This is a genomic window from Bradyrhizobium sp. MI1.7 (assembly GCF_055811795.1).
Map to the genome: position 1 here is coordinate 198,669 of NZ_JBVVPO010000005.1, position 16,873 is coordinate 215,541.

The following is a 16,873-nucleotide window of genomic DNA, read 5'->3' on the forward strand; positions in this document are numbered from 1 at the left end:
CGCTGTCCGCCGGCGGGGGGCGGGGGACTCCCGCCGCGCGGGGCCCCGGCTCCCCACGCCGGCGTTTCTTTTTCTGGGGGGGCCGCCGGCCCCGGGGGCCCCACGACACCGTGACTATTTCCCCGCAAACTCCGTCGGCGTCCGCCCAGTCACCTGACGGAATGCTGCCGAAAACGCCGGCACGCTGGCATAGCCGAGCTGGGTGGCGAGCTGCTTCACCGACACATTGGGGTCGGTCGACAGCCGCTGGATCGCTGCCGCAACCCTTGCGCGCTGGCACCAGCTCTTGAAGCTCAATTGCGTCTCGGTCGAAAACAGCCGCGACAACGTACGCGCGGAGGTTCCGACCTCACGCGCCAGCGTGTCGATGTCGTGCAGGCCGGTGGGATCGTCGAGCACGATCATCGCGGCGCGCCGGCAGCGCGGCTCATGCGGCAGCGGCACGAAGGTCGCGGAATCCTCCGCCTGGTGCAATTCCAGCATCACCAGGCGGACCAGCAGCTCGGTGCGCTCCTCGGTGTTGCGCGCGTCGAACAGCGCGAGGATCGCCTGGTTGAGCAGCGGCGATACCCGCACCACGAATTCCTTGGTCAGCCCCTCATAGCGTTGTTCGCGCTTGAGCCAGGGCAGGTCGAAATACAGCGTGCGCATCTCGATGTCGGCGAGCAGGTCGAGGGCATGCTCGAGCCCGGCCGGCACCCAGACGGCGCGGTCCGGCGGCACCAGCCAGCGCCCCGCGGGCGTCGTCACCTGCATCGTGCCCTTGGCGGCATAGATCAGCTGCGCCTCGCGGTGCATGTGCAGATCGATCCGCATGCCCTTGGGATAGTCGCGGGCGACGAGGTGCACACCCGCTGGCGAGCGATGGTTGCTCCGGACCTCCCGCAGGATTGGCGTTTCCAAGACAGTCATTGGCAGCATCCCGTCATGGCTCCGACATATAACCCATTTCGGAGCAGGAGAGGATTCGGAATGAATAGTCCCAGCCGGGTGATCAGTTTCGTCAACGCAGGCCATTTCATCGACCATTATGCGATGCTGATTTTCGCCGCCGCCGTGATCATCATGGGGCCGGCGCTCGGCATGGCCTATTCGGAACTTCTGCCCTATGCGACGCCGGGCTTCGTCGCCTTCGGCGCCGGCTCGCTGCTCACCGGCTGGCTCGGGGACCGCTGGAGCCGCCGCCACATGATGCTGATCTTCTTCGTCGGCATCGGTGCTTCCATGATCTCGGTCGGCTTCGTGCAGACCCCGGCACAGCTCGGCGCGGCGCTGTTCGCGATCGGCATTTTTGCCTCGATCTATCACCCCGTCGGCACCGCGATGATCGTGTCCTATGCCGACCGGCTCGGCCGCGAGATGGGGATCAACGGCGTCTGGGGCAATCTCGGCGTTGCCTCCTCCGCGCTGGTGACCGGCGTGATCGGCCAGTATCTCGGCTGGCGTTTTGCCTTCATCGTGCCCGGTGTCGTCACCATCCTGATCGGCATCGCCTTTGCGATGATGGTCGTGCATGAGGACCGCAAGGGCTCGAAGCAGGCGGCAGCTCAAGCGCGCGTGGCGAAGAAAGACATGTGGCGCGTGATCCTGTCGCTGCTGATCGTCGTGATCGCGATCTCGACGACGTTCAACGCGGTTACCGTCGCGCTGCCGAAGCTGTTTGCCGAGCGGCTCGCGGATTTGACAAAAAGCCCGGCGCTGCTCGGCGTCATCGCGGCCTGCGTCTACGTGTTCGGCGCGATGACCCAGTACACGATCGGCCGGCTGCTCGACCGCTACTCGCTGAAGACGGTGGCGCTGCCGCTGTCCTTCATGCTGGCGCCGTTCCTGTATCTCGCCGCGAACCTGTCCAATCTGCCGCTGATCCTGGTCTCGATCGGCATCGTCATGGGCGCGTTCGGGCAGGTCACGGTGAACGATGCCATGGTCGGCAAATACACCAGCGAGGAATGGCGCTCGCGCGCCTATGCCGTGCGCTATTTCATCGGCTTCACCGCCGCGGGCGCCTCCGTCGGCCTGGTCGCCTGGCTCTATGAGCAGGGCGGCTTCGTCACCATGCTGCACGCCTTCGCTGCCCTGTGCCTGCTCGCGATCGCCGCCGCGATCATCCTGCCGCGCGAGATCAGGACGCCGCAGCCGGCGTGAGGGATTGCCGAGAGACGGGCGCCTCTCGCCCCATCGTCATTGCGAGCGTAGCGAAGCAATCCAGAATCTTTCCGCGGAGGGACTCTGGATTGCTTCGCTGCGCTCGCAATGACGGGGGATGGACCGGCGCATCGTGCACCCCGCCCACAATGCCATTCTGCCGGTGTTTTGCCCGACGGGTCAAAGCACCGGAACGCTCAAAAAAGCCCAATGCCATCAACGCCGTTCTACTGTGCATGGGGTTGTTTTCGACTTTTTTGTTTGTCGGCAGCCCGCCTCCGCGGAAAAACTACGGTTTCACCTCGGCCGCCGTCTTTGCCTTCGGCGCCTTCTTCGACGTGCGCCAGTTCTCGAAGCGCTGCACCACCACGAAGAAGGCCGGCACGAACAGCACCGCAAGGCAGGTCGAGGCCAGCATGCCCGAGAACACGGTGATGCCGATCGACTTGCGCGCGCTGGCGCCGGCGCCGGTCGCGATCACCAGCGGCACCACGCCGAGGATGAAGGCGAACGACGTCATCAGGATCGGCCGGAAGCGGGCGCGCGCCGCCTCGATCGCGGATTCCAGCACCGGCTTGCCGTCGCGGTTATGCAGCTCGAGCCCGACCTCGACGATCAGGATCGCGTTCTTGGCCGACAGCGCGATCAGCAGGATCAGGCCGATCTGGCAATAGAGGTTGTTGTCGATCTTCAAGGCGTTGAGGACGAGCATGGGCCCGATCAGCGATAGCGGCACCGCGAGGATCACCGAGATCGGCGCGTACCAGCTCTCGTACTGGCCGGCGAGCACGAGATAGACCAGCAGCATGGCAAGGCCAAACACCCAGTAGATCTGGTTCGAGACGGCCTTCTCCTGATAGGACATCGCGGTCCACTCATAGCCCGTGCCCGGCGGCAGCGTCTTGTCCGCGATCTCCTCCATCAGCTTCAGCGACTGGCCGGACGAGTAGCCCTGCGCCGGCAGGCCGACGATGGTCGAGGAAGGGTAGAGGTTGTAGAGGCTGATCAGCGACGGACCGGTGGCCGGCGTGATCGTGGCGACGGTGCCGATCGGGATCATGTCGCCGTTCGAGTTGCGTACCTGCATGTTGGCGATGTCGCGCTCGGTGACGCGGAATGCCGGATCGGCCTGGGTATAGACCTGGAACACGCGTCCGAACTTGTTGAACTGATTGACGTAGGACGAGCCGAGATAGGTCGACAGCGCCGCGAACACCTGATCGGTGGTGACGTGCAGCGTCTGGGTCTTGATGCGGTCGATCTCGACGTTGAACTGCGGCACCGACGAGCGGAACGAAGACGATACGCGCTGCAGCGCGCTCTGGCTCTGGGCGTTGGAAACCATCGCGCCGGTGATGGCCTGGAGCTTTGCAAAATCGCTGTTGCCGTCGCGCAGCTCGACCTGCATCGAGAAGCCGGCCGCGTTGCCGATGCCCTGGATCGGCGGCGGCGGCAACACCAGGGTGCGTGCCTCCATGATGGTCGCGAGCTTGTCGTTCAGCCCGTAGACCAGCGAACGCAGATCTTCGCCGGGCCCTTTGCGCGCCGACCAGTCCTTCAGGATGATGTAGGCGACGCCGGCATTGGCGAGGCTGGCGCTGTTGTCGAGCGCGGAGATGCCGGCGATGGTGATGACCTGCTGGACACCAGGCGTGTCCTTGATCAGCTCGCTCGCTCTGTCGAGCACCGTCTGGGTCCGCTCCAGCGCGGCGCCGTCGGGCAGTTGCACGGCGGCGATCAAATAGCCCTGGTCCTCGATCGGCAGGAAGCCGGTCGGCACCCGCGACAGGCCGTAGCCGCCGATCCCGATCAGCACCAGTGCGAATGCGACCGAGATCGTGCTGTTCCTGCACAGCACGCCGATGAGGCGCGTGTAGCCCCGCTCGACACGGTTATAGACGGCGTTGAAGCCGCGGTAGAAGAAGTTGCGCTGCTCCGGCGGCACCGTGGGCCGCAGCCAGAGCGCGCATTGCGTCGGCTTCAGCGTGGCCGCGTTGATGGCGGATAGCAGCGCGGTCGCCGCGATCACCAGCGCGAATTGCGAATAGATGCGCCCGGTGAGGCCGGCGAGGAACGAGGCCGGCAGGAACACCGAGATCAGCACCAGGGTGATGCCGACGATCGGCGCGAACAGCTGGTCCATTGCCCTGATCGCGGCGTCGTGGCCGTTCATGCCCTGCTCGATGTTGTGCGCGGCGCCTTCGACCACGACGATGGCATCGTCGACGACGATGCCGATCGCGAGCACGATCGCGAACAGCGTCGACATGTTGATGGTGAAGCCGAGCGCCGCCATCGCCGCGAACGCGCCGATGATGGTGACGGGCACGGTGGTCGCCGGCACCAGCATTGCGCGCCAGTCCTGCAAGAACACCAGGATCACGACCAGCACCAGCAGGCCGGCCTCGATCAGCGTCATGTAGACCTCGTGCACCGAGGCTTCGACGAATTTGGTGGTGTCGAACGGCGTGTCGTATTTGATGCCTTCGGGGAATCGCTTTGCAAGCTCCGCCATCTTCTTCTCGACGGCCTGCTCGACCTGGAGCGCGTTGGCGCCCGGCGACTGGAACACGCCGATGCCGGTGGCCGGCTGATTGTTCAGCGAGAAGATCTGGCTGTAGGTCTGCGCGCCCAATTCGACCCAGCCGACGTCGCGCACGCGCGTGACGTCGCCACTGGTGCCGGTCTTGACGATGATGTTCTCGAACTGGGTGGTGTCGTCGAGCCGGCCGTTGACGTTGAGCGTGTACTGGAACGCCTGTCCCGGCGGCGTCGGCGGCGCGCCGACCTGGCCGGCCGAGACCTGCTGGCTCTGCTGCTGGATCGCCGTGACGACGTCCGACGGCATCAGTCCGCGGACCTGGAGCTTGTTCGGATCGAGCCACACCCGCATCGAATACTGGCCGGCGCCGAACACCGTGACGTTGCCGACGCCGGGCAGGCGCGAAAGCTCGTCGCGGATGTTGATGGTGGCGTAGTTGCTCAGATAAAGGCTGTCGAACGTCTTGTCCGGCGAGGTCAGCGTCACGAACAGCAGGATCGAGGTCGACTTCTTCTGGACGGTGACGCCCTGGTTCTGCACGGAGGATGGCAGTTGCGACAGCGCGCTGGAGACGCGGTTCTGCACCAGCACCTGTGCGAAGTTGAGGTCGGTGCCGATCTTGAAGGTCACGGTCAGCGTATAGGTGCCGTCGGAGCCGCTGTAGGACTGCATGTAGAGCATGTCCTCGACGCCGTTGACCTGCTGCTCGATCGGCAGCGCGACGGTGTCGATCACGGTCTTGGCGCTGGCGCCCGGATAGCGCGTGGTGACCTGCACCGTCGGCGGCACCACGTCGGGATATTGCGCGACCGCGAGGTTGAACAGCGCGACGCCGCCGATCAGGATCATCAGAAGCGCGATGACGTTCGAGAGGACCGGCCGCTCGATGAAGAATTTCGAGATCATGGCTGGCGCCCCCTCACTTGGCAGACGCCTGCGGCTGCTCGATCTTCGTCAGTTGCGGATCGATCTTCTGACCCGGGATCACGCGCAGCAGCCCCGCGATCACCACGCGGTCGTCCGGCTTCAAGCCGCTTTCGATCACGCGCAGGCCGTTGTCGACCTGACCGATCTGCACCTTGCGCTGCTCGACAATGTTGTCGCTATTGACCACCAGGAGATAGCGGCCGCCCTGGTCGCTGCCGAGCGCGGTGTCGGGGACGAGGAGGGCGTTCTTGTCCTGGTCGAAGGGCACCCGGACCCGGACGAAATAGCCGGGCAGCAGCGCTCGCTTGTCGTTGGGCAAGACGCCGCGTACCGCGAGCGTGCCCGTTGATGTATTGAGGGTCGGCGAGACGTAGTCGAGGTGGCCTTCATGCGGATAGCCGGTCTCGGTCTGGAGGCCCACCTGGATCGGCAACTGTTTGAGGTCGGCCACGGTCAGCCCGCGACGGGCCGCTTCGGCGCGGATGCGAAGGACGTCCTGCTCACTGACCGTGAAGTTCACCCAGATCGGATCCAGCGCGACGATGGTTGCGAGCTGGGTCGGGGAGGAGACGCCGACGAGCTCGCCGATCGAGACCAGGTGCGCGCTGACGATGCCGTCGAACGGCGCGCTCACCTTGGTGTAGCCGTAATTGACCTCGGCGAGCCTCGTATTGACCTGGGCCTGCTGGAGACTGGCCTGGGCGTTGTCGCGGGTGGATGTCGAGGTGTCGAGCGTCGCCTGCGAGACAGCCTGGCGCTGCACGAGGTCGACCTGCCGCTTGAAATCGGCCTCGGCCTGCTTGAGCGTGGCCTGCGCACCGACCTCGGCCGCCTGCGCCTGCTCGAGCTTGAGCTTGTAGGTCTCAGGCTCGATTAAGAAAAGCTGGGTGCCCTGCTTGACGAAGCTGCCGTCCTGATAGTCGATCGATTGCAGGAAGCCCTGCACGCGCGCCACCAGATCGACGCTCTTGACCGGCGCGGTGTTGCCGGTGGCTTCGACATAGCGCGTCACGGCCCGCTGTACCGGCGTGGCGACGTCCACCTTCGGCGGCGGCGGCGCCACAAACGTGTTCTTGTCCTCGCAGCCGGCGAGCGCCACCACGGCCGCCGCGGCAACGAGTGCCCGCCCGACATGTCTCCACGCTCCGTTCCGTTGTGCGAGATCAGCGGGATTCGCGCAGGTCATTCGGTGGCCCCCGATTATTGTCTGTCGGTGTGGCAGGCTACCAACAAATGCCCGGCCGTGGAACACCATAGCCATGGCGGTCACCAGCCTTGCACTGCAAATGGCGCAGTGGCCTTTGACACGTTTGTCATGGCAAACCGCTTTTCATCGTGCATGATCGACCAGAATTGTGTCAAAGGCCGAGTGACGGAAACGAAGCGGTCGAGAAGCAGAGAAGAAAAGGTGAGGAGAACATGACATGCCCACGTCCCTCCAGGCGGCCCTTGCCGGCCTCGTTTTCGCAGCGGCAGTCGCCATGCCCGCGCTAGCCGATGGCCTGAAGGACGAGATCGCGCCGACCGGCAAGCTGCGGGTCGCGATCGCGATCAGCCCGGCGGGCGGCGCGTTCTGGTCGACCAAGACCGAAGCCGGCTATGCCGGCGTGCCGGTCGACCTCGGCAAGGAGATGGCCGGCCAACTCGGCGTGCCCGTCGAATATGTCGTGCACCAGAATTCCGGGCAGATCACCGACGCGGCCGGCAAGGGGACCTGGGACGTCACCTGGCTGCCAAAAGATCCCGAGCGCGAGACCAAGATGATGTTCGGCCCGATCTACGAGGTCGCGGATGCCACCTACATCGTCAAGCCCGGCTCAGCCGTCACCAACTTCGCCAGCCTCGACCAGCCCGGCATCAAGGTCGCGGCCGTCAATGCCACCACGACCATGCGCGGCGCGATCGCGCACCTGAAGAATGCGAAAGTCACGGGCTATCAGACCTATGACGAGATCTTCGGCTTCCTGAAGAGCGGCGAGATCGACGCCTTCGCGCTGTCGCGCGACCAGCTCAACAAGATGGCGCAGAAGATCCCGGGCACGAAGGTGCTGGACGAGACCTTCAAGAAAACGATGACGGCCGTCGCCGTCCCGCTCGGTCATCCCCAGGCGCTGACGTTCGTTTCCAGGTTCATGACGGAAGCCACGACGAACGGCACCTTGCGCAAGGCCTATGACAACAACGGCCTGAAGGACACGCCGATTCGGACTGAGTAAGGGCGCCGCCTCCATGGCAAGCGAGATTCGGTTCCGCGCTTTCTTGCTGGCCGATGCGGCCGCCGTGCGCGAGCTGTTCATCCAGGTCAATCGCCTGTTGGCGCCGGTGCATTTGGCGGAGGCGTTTGAAGGATACATCACCCGCTCCCTCGCGGAGGAGATAGATCGTCTCGCCGATTATTATTCGGATCGGAGCGGCGGTTTCTGGGTCGCCGTCGATGACGATGAAATCGTCGGCATGTTTGGACTGGAGGCCTCTGGCGAACACGCGATGGAGTTACGGCGCATGTACGTTGCTCCCGGCGCGCGGCGCCGGGGTATCGCGCGAAAGATGCTGGCGTTTGCGGAAGAGGAGTCCCGCCGCCGCAATCGTCCGCAATTGCAGCTGAGCACGTCTGAACTTCAGCAGGATGCGCTGACGCTGTATCGAAACGCGGGATACGAGAATGTGCGCGAAGAGATCGCCGATGCCGCCAGCAACAAGACGCTAGGTGGTGGCATTCGCCGCTACCATTTCACCAAGCGGCTCTGACGGCATCTCGCGGCGCTTCGCCCGTTATTAGGGCTGACTCACGGCTCCGCGGTGCGAATGCCTGCGGGGCTCACCTGCAGCTTGAGTGTGGACGTCCTGGTCAGCGTCTTGCCGTCGAACGAGAACGCGATCAGCTCGTTCTCGACCATGCACTGCGCCACGACATGTTTTGAGTCCTTTGACCACACCATGCCCTGGCACCAATGGCCGATCTTGGCCTCCGCCACCGGCGTGAGGTCGGTGCCCGAGATCTTGTAGACTTTGAGCAGGCCGAAATCGTTGAAGAAGGGCGAGGCCGATGGCTTGTTCGAGCCGTTCATGACGGTGACGGCGACATGGCTGCCGTCCGGCGACATCTTCACGGCCTCAGGTGTCTGTCCAACGGTAACCGTCGTGACGACGCGGATCGGCTTGGCGGTCATGTCGATCAGACTGATCGTGTCACTGTCGCCGCTGCTGGCACCGACATTGCCGACGACGGCCACCGCGCTGCCGGTGAGGTCGATGTCGTAGGGGCGGATGCCGGCGGAGAGGTCGCGCTTGGTGTATTCGACCTTGGTCCCGTCCACGCTCAGAAGCGAGATCTTGCTGTCGCCGTCGCGGGTGACCAGCGCGGTGGCTCCGTCGCGGGAGAACACCACATGGCTGGGGCCGGACTTGGCATCGCCGAGTTGAATCTTCCCGCCTGCGGTCAGCGTATTGCCGCTGATCGCGAAGACCGAGACGGTGCCTTCGCTGCGGTTGGCAACCAGAGCCAGCGTGCCGGCACGGTTGATCGAGACGCCGGCGGCGCCTGGGCCGGCCTGCAATGTCGCGAGCACCTTTGGCGGGCTGGATTTGAGGTCGATCACCGAGAGCTTGTCGTCGGGGACCGTCTTGGTCGTATCCGCGGGATCGAGCTTCATCGCCCCCGTGACCAGCGCAAGCGAGCCGTCCGGCGCAATCGCGACGCTCGGCGGCGGACCGACTACGCTGGCGGGTGCCGGCACCTCGCCCAAAAGCTTCAGCGCACCATCGGTGAGATCGATGACGCTGACCGTGTCCGGGAGCGGCTGCTTGCGCACCACGGCATTGCCGTTCTCCAGCATCATCTTGCCGTCATTGGCGGTGACGACGATCTCGGCATGAGCGGCGAAATTTGCAAAGCCGGCAAAGGACGTTGCGACCAGAGCCGACGCGACATCGCGCGTGCGCCTGCGAACAGCGGCTTTCATGTTTCCCCCTGAGACTTTGTTCTTGTCCGGTCAAGCTAAATGCAACCGGGGGCATCGCGCAACAATCTGAACGCGATCATTTTTGCCTTCGCCCTTGGAATAAAACGGCAAGACGCGCTCCGGCACGGCCGAAGCGGGTGGCTGCATAAAAAATTATGGCTCGACCACTGCGCAAAGTGTCTCGTGCGTCAAACTGACACGGCTCTGTCACTCGCGATGTTTAGAACATTTCTGATCGTAAACATCCTCATTTCCGGGGCGTCAAAAAAATGAAATCGAGACTACTGACGACGGCTGCGATTGTCGCGGCCGCGACGGCGCTTGCCTGCACGCTTCCCGTCCTTGCGGACGATTTCGGCCGTGACCGCGATCACGGGCATGATCAAGGTCGCGACAACGATCACGATCACGACCGCGATCATCACCGTCATCCGCATGACATCCACACCGAGACGCCGATCAAGCATCTCGTGATCATCTTCAACGAGAACCGCTCGTTCGATCATTACTTCGCGACCTATCCGAACGCGGCCAATCCGTCGGGCTCGATCCCCTTCGTGCCGAAGCCGCATACGCCGAAGGTCAACAATCTCGCCAACGCGCATTTGCTGGTGAACAATCCGAACAACAGCGCGGCCAACGGCACCGGCGCGACGGATCCGTTCCGCCTCGACCGCACCCAGGCCAACACGCGCTCGCAGAACCACTCCTACACGCCCGAGCAACAGGCCGTGGACAACGGCAAGGAAGACCTGTTTCCGAAATTCACCGGCCGCGGCACCGCCGGCGGCGCCGGTGCGTTCGGCACCAACGGTCAGGTCATGGGCTATTTCGACGGCAACACCACCACCGCCTTCTGGAACTACGCCCAGCACTTCGCCATGAGCGACAATGCCTGGACCGACACTTTCGGTCCGTCGACGCAGGGCGCGCTCGCGGTGATTTCCGGCCAGACCAATGGCGCGCAGAACATCGTCGGTACCTCGGCGTCGATCGCCGACGGCCAGGGCGGCCTGACGCTGATCGGCGACACCGACCCGGCCTACGATTCCTGCTCGAGCACGAGCAGCACCGTGCTGATGACAGGCAAGAACATCGGCGACCTGCTCAACGACGAGCGCATCAGCTGGGGCAGCTTCATGGGCGGCTTTGACCTGACGCTCAAGAATGCCAACGGCACCACCGGCTGCGCGCGCACCACGTTCTCCAGCAACGTGAACGGCACGATCGTGGACTACAGCCCGCACCACGCCTGGTTCCAGTACTACAAGTCGACCGCCAACCCGACCCATGCGCGGCCGAGTTCGGTCGATGCGATCGGCCACACCTACGAGAAGGGTGGCAAGACCGTCGATCCGGCCAACCACGCCTACGACCTCGAGGACTTCTACGCCGCCGTGAAGGCCGGCAATTTCCCGGCCGTCTCCTACATCAAGATGTCGGCCTACCAGGACGGTCACGCCGGCAACTCCGATCCGCTCGACGAGCAGGTCGGCAATGTCGAGCTGATCAACTTCCTCCAGAAGCAGCCGGAGTGGCGCGAAACCGCGGTCATCATCACCTATGACGACTCCGACGGCTGGTACGACCACCAGTACGTTGCGCCGAAGACCGCCTCCTACGATCCGACCGCCGATCAGGTCAACGGTCCGGGCCTGTGCGGCCTCGGCCCGCAGAAGCAGCCGGCACCGAAGGGTCTCTCCGGCAAGCCGGTGAACGGCCGTTGCGGTCCGGGCACGCGCATTCCGTTCATCGTGGTCTCGCCCTACGCCAGGACCAACCACGTGAGCAGCACCTACATCTCGCAGGCGTCCGTGGTGCGGTTCATCGAGGACAACTGGCTGCGCGGCCAGCGTATCGGTGGCGGCTCGTTCGACGCCAGCTCCGGCTCGATCATGGACCTGTTCGACTTCGATCAGGATCACAGCCATGACTACCGGACCGACGCGCTGTTCCTCGATCCGACCTCCGGCACGGCGATCACCAGCCCGCCGGACGAGCACCACCACCACTAGTCCGACGGGACGCTTGATGAACAGCCGCACCATGTGGCTCCTCGGCGCCGGCCTGCTTTGTCTGGCCGGCGCCGTCTTTGCGGCCGGGACGCAAGGACTTGCGGAGACGAGCCAGCTCGGCGCGAACCCGAATCCGGTTCGCCTCATGCGCCCGCCCGTCACGCCATTGTCCGCGATGGCGCAGCTCGGCAAGGAGATCTTCTACGACGCCTCGCTGTCGTCGTCCGGCGCGCTGTCCTGCGCATCCTGCCACAGCCCGGATCACGCCTACGGCCCGCCCAACGACGGGCCGGTGATGCTCGGCGGCGCCGCCCTGTCGCGGCAAGGCGCACGCGCGGTGCCCTCGCTGACCTATCTCGATCGCCACCCCAATTTCAGCATCGGCCCCGACAAGGGCGACGACGACAACGTCATCGACCTCGCGCAGATGGCTGCGATCGGCCAGCAGGCCGCGCGTACGACGAAGACCGCCGGCGGCAGCGGCGCATCGGCGAACATCGTGCCGCAAGGCGGCCTGTTCTGGGACGGCCGCGCCGACACGCTCCAGGACCAGGCGCTGTTCCCGCTGCTCGACCCCAACGAGATGGACGGCGGCAGTGTCGAGATCGTCGCGGACAAGCTGCGCCGTGCGCCTTACGCCAATCGCTTCGTCGAGCTGTTCGGCGCCGGCGTGCTCAGAAATCAGCGGCTCCTGATCGCGGAGGCGATGTTCGCGGTGGCGCGCTATCAGGTGGAGGAAGTGAGCTTCCATCCCTACACTAGCAAGTATGACTACTGGCTCGAGGGCAAGGCGCGACTGTCCGAAAGCGAGCTGCGCGGCCTGCAGATGTTCAACGACCCTGATAAGGCCAATTGCGCCGGCTGTCACACCTCGGCGCCGACCCGCGACGGCCTGCCGCCGCTGTTCACCGACCACCAATACGAGGCGCTCGGCGCGCCGCGCAATGCCGCGCTCGCCGGCAATCGCGATCCCAGCCATTTCGATCTCGGCGTCTGCGGCCCGCAGCGCACCGACATTCCCGAGCAGACGCAATATTGCGGCATGTTCCTGACGCCGACGCTGCGCAACACGGCGACGCGCCACGCCTTCTTCCATAACGGCGTTTTCAGTACCCTCGAGCAGGTCCTGGATTTCTACAATTTTCGCGACACCAATCCGGAAAAGATTTTTCCGCGCGGCGCCGACGGCGCGATGCGGAAATACGACGACCTGCCGCAAAAATATCATGTCAATGTCGACGTCACCGATCCGCCCTTCGATCGCCACCCCGGCGACAAGCCGGCAATGACAGAGCAGGACGAAGCCGACATCATCGCGTTTCTGAAGACACTGATCGACGGCTACAAGGCGGAGAATTAGAGTGCCGACGAATTAGAGTGTCGACGCATGATTCCGGGATGCGGATGCGGCGAAAAAGTCAGTCATCGCCTGCATGAACACTCCTGCCGCCGTGTCGGATCGCGTGGCCGTATTCAAAAGAACTCAAGCGAAGGAAAGTGATTGACCAGTCTGTCCCAGAGCGAGGACGGCGGCCGTGGCTGCCTTTTGGCATCCTGGAGGGACAGGCACCGCGGTGCCAGTCTCATTCCATAATAGAGGTTCGCTCCAGAGAGGCTCTGACCGCCCTGTATGCTGACAGTCGGATCGAAATTATTCCTTATCAAGTCCGTCGTTTGCTCCACGGAGCCCGCCGCTGAATTGTCATAGGCCGCGACGTATTTCGTCGACGCCTTGAGAACCCGCTGTCCCTGGCAAACGTATTCCCCGTTTTCCAGATAACGTTTCACCTCCCGATCGCAGGACTCGCGGCGGAACAGCTCCTCCGCGATGATTGATAGATCTTCAAGTGAGATTTCCAACACTTGAACGTCATCAAGCTCGAGCTTTACAGCTTCTGCCAATTTTGCATCGGTATGTGACTGAATCGAACGCACGACTTTTGAGTCGAGCGAATACTGTGTCTTTCGTAGCTCCGAAGTGACCTGGGTCGCTGAAGATGAAGTACGAGTGACGCCGACCAGCCGATCCGGCGAGACTTCGCACAGCATGTCGTAATCCTGGCCGTTCGGAGAGACATGATAGATGGAGCCTGGAGCGCGCAGGAGGACCGGTGGCGTTATCGGGTGAAAGCCGATAGCGGTGATTGCTTCGTTGAGCCTATTTGGGGGCGTGCGTAGATGTATCGCGGCCACGGATGCCAGTGGTGCGATGCTCACGATCGCGACTAATGCCCCCCACTTGACCAATGGGCGCATTGGAATTCTCCGCCGATTATCCGCAACAATAGTGTCCGCAGGGGCGCGCACACGCGTTGGCCGAATCTGCAGGAACAGTCGTCGTGAGTGCGGCGAGAGTGAAGACAAAAAGCAGTGCTGCGAACTTCATGGCCTGTCCTCCTATGGATTGACAGATGTTCGCTCGGCGCGACGTCCGGAAACCCGCAACGCTTTGGCGCCGGGACGCGAGACATCTCCTTGCAAAACTACGCCCGGCATGGGGTCGCTGATATGAACTAGCTCACACTCTATCTATAATTGTGCTGAGTCTCGCGGGGCGTCGCCCTTCTGTATGTCCTCAGCGCCCCTTGATCTCCGAATACTTCACCATCGCGCGCTCGAACTTGCGGTTGAACAGCCACATCGCAGCGAGGATCTCCCGGAAGCTGGCCGAGTTGCGCGCCCGGTCGGACTGTCCAAACGCGAAGATGCTGTTGTTGCGCAGGTGCTTCATGATGGTCGGGCTGGACACCCTGTAATTCAGGACATCGCCGGACTTGAGCGCGGACCGCGTCGGGGTCGGCACGATCTGGATCAGCTCGAACAGCTTCATCTGGTCGATCGGGTCGGGCAGTGTCTTCACGATTCCCGGAATCTCCCGGAAGACCTCCGCATGCGCGTTCATCAGGCCGTCGCGCACGTTGGTCCAGTGGTTGAAGCGATAGTCCGTGCCGCGGGCGCGCGCCTCTTCCTTGTCGTCGCGCGCGCTCAATTCGGGGTCGGCTGCCGCGATGTCTCCCTTGATGGCCTCCCACTTCCTGCGGCCGTTGCGGTCCTCGGACGGGCCGGTCTGGAAGCTGCCCATATAGGTGTTCGAGCGCCCGTTGCGGACATTCTGCTTGCCGTTGGTCTCGGCGAAGAATAGCCCGAGGCTGATCCGGCCCGCAGCTTCGGCGTGAGGCGGTGCAAGCCCCTTGGCGCGGGCGATCGCTGTGGCGAGATCGACGACGTCCTTGAACGGCGTCGCCGAGTTCTGCGCGCCCGCGGGCGGCGCCTCCATGACGTCGAACAGCTTTGAATATTCGTCGATCAGCGGCTCGATGTCGGCGTCGAAATAGGCCGGTGGTATCTCGAACTTGTTGGGCTTGCCGATCCGCGACGGCATGGCGTCGGTGAGATCCTTGTAAGAACTGATGACAGCGACGCGTGCCAGATAGAGCGCCTGTCCCGGCAGGTTCGGCAGCGGCTCCTTCGCCTCGATCTGTCGGCGCCGCTCGGCAAGGATGGATTTGAAATCGCCGAGCGCGCGATCGTAGGTGGCGAGCGCCTCCGATTGCTTCGCGTTAAGCGTTTGTGCCCGGCCGACTGTGAACGTCGTGAGGATCAGCCCAAGCACCGCCAGGGCTATGGCGGCGTGACATCGTCGTCCCATGGCGGGTTCCCATGTGCCGGAGATTCGTCGGTCACGGGATCGTAAACATCAAACGCGCGGACTGGCGAGTTGCAAATCACGCACAGCCCGGGTTCTCCGACCTTACGCTGTGGCCCGGTACTCCTGCGCCGAGGCCAGGAATTTCGCATAGGCATCCGCATCCGGCGGCTGGAAGTGTCCGGCGAGCCCGCCGCGCTTCTGGTTCTTGGCGCCGATATCGGCCATGAGCTCGTCGAAATGGCGATAGTGATAGGGCGCGACGCAGAGGCCGCCATAGACGCCGGCAGCCGGCCGTTCGACGCGCTTGAAGTGCAGCATCATCTCGATGTTGTCGCGCATCGCTTGCGCCGTCGGCTGGTTTGCGAGCTGGCCGTCGGCGTAGCGCACCAGCCAGTTCGCCGCGAGATCGGCACAGAGCACGGTGCAGAACGACGAGTTGAAGCCGACGAAGCCCATCTCCGGCAGATCAGGGTTGGCGATCAGGCGGTAGAGCCGGTATTGCCCGTCCGCATCGACAAGTTTCTGCCGATAGGCCTCGGGCAGGAACGGCACGCCGAGCTTGTAGCCGATCGCGAGCACGGCGACGTCGGCCGCGACGCGCTCGCCGCCGCTCATCACGATGCTGTCGCCTTCATAGTGGTCGAAGCTGCCGAACACCGCCTTGATGCGGCCGTCGGCGACCATCGGGTAGAAGTCCGGCGTTGCGATCGGCACCGAGCAGTTGACGCCGTCCTCGATCCGCTCCTTCGGCACCATCTTGCACCGGTTCAGCTTGAGCTGCGCCTTCAGCAGGCTCTCCAGCCCGCGCCAGTTCGCCCAGATCAGCGGCGCGGCGATGCGGTGCGCGAGCCGTGCCATGGAGCTCGCGCCCCAGCCCGGAAACATCTCCTCCTGCGCGCGGATGTAAAGGATGCGCTTGAAGTTCACGAGCCCGCCGATGAAATAGGGAATGCGCCACACCGGCTCGCGCATCACGATGGTGACTTCGCGCGCGCCCGATTTCACCGCGTTCACGGCGATGTCGGTCGCCGACTTCGAGCCGCCGAGCACGACGACGCGCCGCCCTTTCGCCAGCGTCGGATCGCTGTATGTCGACGAATGCAGGATCTGGCCGCCCTGCGCCAGAAAGCCGTCCTCGCCCGGGCAATGCAGCTCGCGCGGCTCGTTGAACTGCCCGGTGCAGACCGCGACGAAATCGAAATTCTCGTTCGTGGTCGCGCCGTCCTTGCCTGATAGCGTGAGCGTCCAGCCCGGTTTGCCATCGGCGCGGCGCTCCATGCCGGCGACCCCAGTGTTGAGGCGCAGCATGTGATCGAGGCCAAAGTTTTTCGCATAGTCGCAGAGATAGGCATGGACCTGCGGCCCGGTGGGCCATTCCGGATAACTGTCCGGCATGGCGCGATCGGTGTAGCGGTAGAGCTCCTTCGGGCTCTGGGTCTGCACGTCAGGATAGGAGCGGGCCGGCTCCCAGACGCCGCCGAGATCGGCACTGCGCTCGACGATGGTGACGCGGTGGCCGTGGCTGGAGAACGCCTTTGCGGCGGCGAGGCCTGAGACGCCGGCGCCGATCACGCAGACATGCTTGGGGCTGACCATGGGATTCCTCGCGATCAATGTGTTTCGGGCGCAAGCG

At 63.9% G+C, this 16,873-nt stretch carries 12 protein-coding genes; 5 read left to right on the forward strand and 7 right to left on the reverse strand.

Features of this window, described 5'->3' with window-relative positions:
- Positions 1-114: 114 nt before the first annotated feature.
- The gene (locus AC0L3X_RS08215; protein WP_063986130.1) at positions 115-912 is read right to left on the reverse strand and encodes an AraC family transcriptional regulator; all 798 of its coding nucleotides are present in this window, start codon (positions 910-912) and stop codon (positions 115-117) included.
- 60 nt (positions 913-972) lie between these two features.
- On the opposite strand from AC0L3X_RS08215, the gene AC0L3X_RS08220 reads away from it, so the two are divergent.
- Positions 973-2,145 carry an MFS transporter gene (locus AC0L3X_RS08220; RefSeq protein ID WP_063981434.1) on the forward strand — a complete coding sequence of 391 codons (1,173 nt, stop codon included), beginning with the start codon at positions 973-975 and terminating at the stop codon, positions 2,143-2,145.
- 289 nt (positions 2,146-2,434) lie between these two features.
- On the opposite strand, the gene AC0L3X_RS08225 is transcribed toward AC0L3X_RS08220, so the two are convergent.
- Both AC0L3X_RS08225 and AC0L3X_RS08230 read right to left on the reverse strand, forming a co-directional pair.
- The gene (locus AC0L3X_RS08225; RefSeq protein ID WP_283017519.1) at positions 2,435-5,593 is read right to left on the reverse strand and encodes an efflux RND transporter permease subunit; all 3,159 of its coding nucleotides are present in this window, start codon (positions 5,591-5,593) and stop codon (positions 2,435-2,437) included.
- Positions 5,594-5,606: 13 nt separating this feature from the next.
- Entirely contained in the window at positions 5,607-6,800 is a 1,194-nt protein-coding gene (locus AC0L3X_RS08230) for an efflux RND transporter periplasmic adaptor subunit (protein WP_063981436.1), read from the reverse strand.
- A gap of 238 nt (positions 6,801-7,038) precedes the next feature.
- Between AC0L3X_RS08230 and AC0L3X_RS08235 the strand changes: the two genes are divergently transcribed.
- Together AC0L3X_RS08235 and AC0L3X_RS08240 are read left to right on the forward strand one after the other, a co-directional pair.
- Positions 7,039-7,830 carry an ABC transporter substrate-binding protein gene (locus tag AC0L3X_RS08235; protein ID WP_354131752.1) on the forward strand — a complete coding sequence of 264 codons (792 nt, stop codon included), beginning with the start codon at positions 7,039-7,041 and terminating at the stop codon, positions 7,828-7,830.
- A gap of 13 nt (positions 7,831-7,843) precedes the next feature.
- Complete coding sequence (locus AC0L3X_RS08240) at positions 7,844-8,362, forward strand: GNAT family N-acetyltransferase (protein ID WP_354131751.1); 519 nt, start codon at positions 7,844-7,846, stop codon at positions 8,360-8,362.
- Positions 8,363-8,400: 38 nt separating this feature from the next.
- On the opposite strand, the gene AC0L3X_RS08245 is transcribed toward AC0L3X_RS08240, so the two are convergent.
- Positions 8,401-9,576 (reverse strand): beta-propeller fold lactonase family protein, encoded by a 1,176-nt coding sequence (locus tag AC0L3X_RS08245; RefSeq protein ID WP_354131750.1) that lies wholly within the window; start codon positions 9,574-9,576, stop codon positions 8,401-8,403.
- 269 nt (positions 9,577-9,845) lie between these two features.
- Here AC0L3X_RS08245 and AC0L3X_RS08250 point away from each other — a divergent pair, with 269 nt between their 5' ends.
- Positions 9,846-11,591: a phospholipase C gene (locus AC0L3X_RS08250; RefSeq protein ID WP_354131749.1), complete on the forward strand. Its 1,746-nt coding sequence runs from the start codon at positions 9,846-9,848 to the stop codon at positions 11,589-11,591.
- 16 nt (positions 11,592-11,607) lie between these two features.
- Complete coding sequence (locus AC0L3X_RS08255) at positions 11,608-12,951, forward strand: cytochrome-c peroxidase (RefSeq protein WP_354131748.1); 1,344 nt, start codon at positions 11,608-11,610, stop codon at positions 12,949-12,951.
- Positions 12,952-13,064: 113 nt separating this feature from the next.
- On the opposite strand, the gene AC0L3X_RS08260 is transcribed toward AC0L3X_RS08255, so the two are convergent.
- The 3 genes from AC0L3X_RS08260 to AC0L3X_RS08270 all read right to left on the reverse strand — a co-directional run bounded on the left by AC0L3X_RS08260 (position 13,065) and on the right by AC0L3X_RS08270 (position 16,854).
- Entirely contained in the window at positions 13,065-13,847 is a 783-nt protein-coding gene (locus AC0L3X_RS08260; protein ID WP_166343939.1) for a hypothetical protein, read from the reverse strand.
- 319 nt (positions 13,848-14,166) lie between these two features.
- Entirely contained in the window at positions 14,167-15,240 is a 1,074-nt protein-coding gene (locus AC0L3X_RS08265; RefSeq protein WP_354131747.1) for a hypothetical protein, read from the reverse strand.
- A 102-nt stretch (positions 15,241-15,342) separates the two neighbouring features.
- Positions 15,343-16,854 (reverse strand): flavin-containing monooxygenase, encoded by a 1,512-nt coding sequence (locus AC0L3X_RS08270; protein WP_354176383.1) that lies wholly within the window; start codon positions 16,852-16,854, stop codon positions 15,343-15,345.
- Positions 16,855-16,873: the final 19 nt, after the last annotated feature.

Coding starts and splice junctions, on each gene's coding strand:
- AC0L3X_RS08215 (WP_063986130.1), bottom strand. CDS start 912: ATGACTGTCTTGGAAACGCCAATCCTGCGGGAGGTCCGGAGCAACCAT.
- AC0L3X_RS08220 (WP_063981434.1), top strand. CDS start 973: ATGAATAGTCCCAGCCGGGTGATCAGTTTCGTCAACGCAGGCCATTTC.
- AC0L3X_RS08225 (WP_283017519.1), bottom strand. CDS start 5,593: ATGATCTCGAAATTCTTCATCGAGCGGCCGGTCCTCTCGAACGTCATC.
- AC0L3X_RS08230 (WP_063981436.1), bottom strand. CDS start 6,800: ATGACCTGCGCGAATCCCGCTGATCTCGCACAACGGAACGGAGCGTGG.
- AC0L3X_RS08235 (WP_354131752.1), top strand. CDS start 7,039: ATGCCCACGTCCCTCCAGGCGGCCCTTGCCGGCCTCGTTTTCGCAGCG.
- AC0L3X_RS08240 (WP_354131751.1), top strand. CDS start 7,844: ATGGCAAGCGAGATTCGGTTCCGCGCTTTCTTGCTGGCCGATGCGGCC.
- AC0L3X_RS08245 (WP_354131750.1), bottom strand. CDS start 9,576: ATGAAAGCCGCTGTTCGCAGGCGCACGCGCGATGTCGCGTCGGCTCTG.
- AC0L3X_RS08250 (WP_354131749.1), top strand. CDS start 9,846: ATGAAATCGAGACTACTGACGACGGCTGCGATTGTCGCGGCCGCGACG.
- AC0L3X_RS08255 (WP_354131748.1), top strand. CDS start 11,608: ATGAACAGCCGCACCATGTGGCTCCTCGGCGCCGGCCTGCTTTGTCTG.
- AC0L3X_RS08260 (WP_166343939.1), bottom strand. CDS start 13,847: ATGCGCCCATTGGTCAAGTGGGGGGCATTAGTCGCGATCGTGAGCATC.
- AC0L3X_RS08265 (WP_354131747.1), bottom strand. CDS start 15,240: ATGGGACGACGATGTCACGCCGCCATAGCCCTGGCGGTGCTTGGGCTG.